The sequence below is a fragment of the Dermabacter sp. HMSC08H10 genome, from assembly GCF_001807585.1.
Taxonomy (GTDB): domain Bacteria; phylum Actinomycetota; class Actinomycetes; order Actinomycetales; family Dermabacteraceae; genus Dermabacter; species Dermabacter hominis.
Genome location: NZ_KV789418.1, coordinates 1 through 4116, shown reverse-complemented (window position 1 = coordinate 4116; position 4116 = coordinate 1). Strand labels below are relative to the sequence as shown.

The following is a 4116-nucleotide window of genomic DNA, read 5'->3' as shown; positions in this document are numbered from 1 at the left end:
GTGCACCACCCGAAGAGAAACCATTTTGCAAGAAATTTCCGCGATGTTCACCCGCCACCGTATGTTCACGCCAGGGCTGGATGAAGCTGCACTCAAAACGCTGTCTTCGCCTATGAATTGCGCTTGAGATGCCGGCCGTTAAGGCAACGTTTTCCGCCAGCGGGGCATTGTTAGGAGACGACTAAGGCGTCGTGGCTCCCGCTGGGTGATGCCACTGCGGCGGTCGGTGTGCTTGGGGTGCGCTGCTTTTAGGCTTTCTTTTCGCGATACGGATTCGCAACCTGCGCCACGCTGGTCCACGTGTCGGGGGTGACGAGGAACGTGACGGCCTCGTTATCCCAGAACACGCGAGTTTCGATGCCCTTGGTTTCCGCGTCGTACGTGAAAAAGACGACGGCGATGTCGAAGGGCCGATCATGTGATCGGGCCTCCACATATCGAACAACAGGAACTTCGAGAATTTTGCGAGAGAACACGCCGTGAGTGAAGGCGCCGTTCTTCAAGTAGAAAATTGGATCGACTTGCTGAAGCGTGAGACCGTCGAGACCGTCGGCGACTGTGAAGACCGCGGTGAACGCATCCCACTCGCCAGTGAAATCTTGAACGTCGAGTTGGAGGGCTTCCGCAAGCTCCCGGAGACGCTTATCCTCGTCGCGAGAAAGGCTACTGCTATCGTGCGAGGGGTTTTGGGTCATTGCTTACGAAGCTCCTCTGCGAGTTCGAGGAGGTCCTGAGTGCTCACGGGTTGCTCGTCGCCTCCAAAATTATCCACGTAATTGTAAACGAATGTGTCTTGCTCGAGGTCGAACCGCACGACGAGGGTCGCTGCCGTGTCAATGTGCACCTGCTTTTCGAGGAAGACTTCTAGCAGAAGCTTACGCTGGTCCTTGCCGAATGCGAGGTTCACGGTGTAGGGATCCTTGCCCGCAAATTTGGCGAGCGAGGTGTCAAAAAATTCGCCTGTTTTCGTGTGAACAAGGAAGATCGTCAAGGACTCGAGATAATCTGTTTGTTCGAGGCCCCTCCGCACGCAATATTCGAAACGCTCAGTGGGTGTCCCCGCCCAAGGTGCATGAATTGTAGTCATATGAGAAGTCTATCGATTTGTGAAAGGGTGATCTATCCCCGTCTCCTACGGATTCTTGACCAAGTCGAAGTGCAGCCAGTTCACTGAGCCGGACTCGAGCGCGTTGCGTTTGACCTCACTCAGGTTCTCGGCGCGGAAATCGATGTGCTTCATCGGAAGTTCCGACTTGGCCGGGTTGCGGTCGAAGATCGGGTGTTCACCGTTCGGCATGGCACCGTCGATCCTTAGCCACTGGTTTCCGGTCTCGCGGTCGTAGAAGTCGGCGATCGCGTGGTAGTTCTCCGGCCGTCCAGTGGGGTCGAGCGTAGCGCGTGTCGAGAAGTGTGTGAACGTATCTTCCTTCATGATCGCGTCCATCTGTGACGTCTCGATACCATAAATCGTCTTTTGGTTGACGTCGGTGAATTGAGGTAGATAATTCCCAATTCCCGAGTTTGGTGCGTACATGTGCGCCATCATGTGACCGGCCTCGTCGTTGGTGAGCTTTCCGATCTCTTTAATCCACTCACGTGCGGCCGGGCCATCCAGGCGCTTCACGGCGGTGAACTTTTCGAGAACAATAGCTTCAGTCTCCATGTAGTCCGGGTAAATCCGGTGGACAACTTTGTTTTGCCCGACTTCGACTGTCACTTCACGAAGGTTTTCGTTGACGTAATCAGCAACGTGAACCTTCGGGTCTGGAGCGTAACCGCGCGGACGATCGATTTTTTCGGGCAGGCCGCCTTCGGGAAGGAGCTCGTTCGACTTGGGCTTGTAGCCGCCTTCGTTTATTTCGTGGGTAAGGTTCGCATCGCGCCACTGTTTGAGCGGATCCCTTTCGAGGTTGTTCTTGAATTCGAACTCGGAACCATCGACTGTGTGGCGTTCGACGTATTTATCGAAACTGAACTGCTGATGCTCCGCCTTGATAGCGCTGTCGTCCAGTTTCTGAAGATACTCAACTCGGTCATAATCCCCGTGCAAAGTGGCATCCTCAATCATGGACGCACGTGCACGCGAGGCGTAGAACTCGTTCGCCGGCATGCTGGGGCTCGGGGGAATGGGGGAGTCATTCACGTAATGGTGCCTTGTGAAACCAGAGTGTGGCTGAGGGGTGTGCGCTGAATCAATATTCTCGGTAACAGCGCCCAGAGGGCCTCCCTGGTGGTATTTGTGAGCATCTCGTGATTCACGGAGCAGTCGGTCGTCTACACCGACGTTTGCGGCGTTGCGACCGTCGACGAAGGTGAGAGGTTCTCCTGAATTCCGTCCGAAACGATCCTTGATGTGTGGTCCATCAGCATTGTCAACTGCTTGAGTCGCGAAGTGGCTCTTGGCCGGAGCGCCAGCCCCAGAGTGGGCTGGATTAACGCTCTTGCTAGCGTCGATTGCCGAACGGTTGGGGTGTGTGTGAGCAGTTCGTTTACGGCCAGCCCTTGCGGCGTCATCGAAATGCTTAGTTGCACCGTGCGTTCCCGCTTTAGCGATTGCGTCGCCAGCGTTTCTGCCGGCATTCTTCGCGCTCCGGCGAGCAGCGGCACCAATGCCGAGCGTCGCTGCGCCTTTGGTTCCAACGCCTCCGGCTCCTTTGATTGCTGCGCCGGCGGCGGCTTTAGCCCCGCCCTTAGCGGCGAGTCCGGCGGTAGCCTTTGCAGTGGAAGTAACACCGATTTTGAGGGCGCCCGCACCCCCGCCAGTGAACACGGACGTGATGGCGTCAGGAATAAACCCGCCGATGTAATAAGCAGGGTCCGTCTTGAAATCGCGGTACTCGCCTGCTAACAGGTTCTTTGTCCCACGTAGGGCCGCCGAACCTATGTCTCGGGACCTGAACTTCATGAGGGCCCTAGCAACAGTGCTCTTCATTCGATCTAAGCCACCGTTTTCGAAGAAGTCGTCAAGCCCCCTCGCCGCTTTCAGAATTTCGTCGCGGTTATTCCACAGGAACTTAGCGCCCTTGACCTCAAGCTTTAGTAAATCACCGACGAGTAAAAAGGTGTCCTTTATCGAGTCCAGTGCACCCTGACGCAACCGCTCGAAGGGGTCATTGGGGGTCGCAGGCCCGCCTTTAGTCACATTTGTCGCGCTGCCGTCGAGCGTACTTGCGAGTGCCGAGTCGGCCTTGTCCATGTCATCTCGAAGCTTCTTCACTTCGTTCTCGAGGTGTTCGAGCTTGTCCTGGGCCTCGGCGATCGCTTCCTCGCGCTCTTCGTTCGGGACTTCTTCGTTTTCGCCGTCAGAGTTTTTCTCTGTCTTCGTTCTGGGCATAGCTAGTGCCCGTGCCATGGCAAGCTGAGCTGCCATGATTTCAACCTCTAACTGGGCTTTGCGAACGTGGAACTCGACAAGTTTCGCGGCATATTCATCAAGAGCGCGCTTGGCCAACTTGGTACTGACCTGGAGTGCCGAGGCGAACTTGAGTGGTTCGCGCATACCGTTGTACACGGCCTCTGCTTCGGGCGCGCGATAGGTGCCGGACAGGTTGTACCAGGTCTCCTGTGCAGAGGACACTAGGTCAAAAGTGCGCGTGCCGACAGACTCGACTTCAGAGGCGAGGCTGGTTACCGCGGCGGGGTTGTCGATATCGGGAAGCTCAAGATCCATTGGCGGTCCCTCCTGGCATGTCAGTGGCACCGATGCTCGCGCTGGCGCTCCCGGAGTTTGAACTCATAGTGGCATCACCTTGGCAGTATGAGGTGAGAGCTTCGATGGTGCAGTTGATCGTGTTGTAGGCCGTGCCTTGTGAAGCCTTGACGGACCCTTTGACGATGTCTTCCAGATAGGGGTTCATTGCGGATTGGCTCTTAGGGCTGTACTGGAGGGCGGTTCCGGTTGTCGAGATTGCGGAGTCAGCTTCACCGATGGCGATTTTAAGGTCATCGATAATGCTCACTGCGCTTTCAATTATTTGCCCTGAAGCTTCCGGATCGATGTCGTATTGCATCGACTACCCCCAAATGTGCGTAGTAGTGGTAAGTCGCCCTGCCGCCGCTGGGGCGGCAGGGCGTTTGTGTGTGGTGGTGTTAGCCGATGTTGGCGACGGCGCTGGC

General features: G+C 56.2%; 4 protein-coding genes. All 4 read right to left on the bottom strand.

All coding sequences use genetic code 11. From position 1 onward, the window contains the following. Positions 1-248 precede the first annotated feature (248 nt). From HMPREF3176_RS02095 to HMPREF3176_RS02080, 4 genes are read right to left on the bottom strand one after another with little or no spacing between them, the layout of a single operon-like run. Positions 249-695, bottom strand: coding sequence for a hypothetical protein (locus HMPREF3176_RS02095; protein ID WP_070457815.1), 447 nt, complete (start codon positions 693-695; stop codon positions 249-251). Then, positions 692-1087, bottom strand: coding sequence for a hypothetical protein (locus tag HMPREF3176_RS02090; RefSeq protein WP_141742338.1), 396 nt, complete (start codon positions 1085-1087; stop codon positions 692-694). The genes HMPREF3176_RS02095 and HMPREF3176_RS02090 overlap by 4 nt, the downstream gene beginning before the upstream one ends. 45 nt (positions 1088-1132) lie before the next feature. Further along, entirely contained in the window at positions 1133-3670 is a 2538-nt protein-coding gene (locus tag HMPREF3176_RS02085; RefSeq protein WP_070457811.1) for a hypothetical protein, read from the bottom strand. Further along, positions 3660-3959: a hypothetical protein gene (locus HMPREF3176_RS02080; protein WP_070457807.1), complete on the bottom strand. Its 300-nt coding sequence runs from the start codon at positions 3957-3959 to the stop codon at positions 3660-3662. The genes HMPREF3176_RS02085 and HMPREF3176_RS02080 overlap by 11 nt, the downstream gene beginning before the upstream one ends. Positions 3960-4116 lie beyond the last annotated feature (157 nt).

Excerpts from the sequence above, each read along its gene's own strand:
- HMPREF3176_RS02095 (WP_070457815.1), bottom strand. The coding sequence starts at position 695 with ATGACCCAAAACCCCTCGCACGATAGCAGTAGCCTTTCTCGCGACGAG.
- HMPREF3176_RS02090 (WP_141742338.1), bottom strand. The coding sequence starts at position 1,087 with ATGACTACAATTCATGCACCTTGGGCGGGGACACCCACTGAGCGTTTC.
- HMPREF3176_RS02085 (WP_070457811.1), bottom strand. The coding sequence starts at position 3,670 with ATGGATCTTGAGCTTCCCGATATCGACAACCCCGCCGCGGTAACCAGC.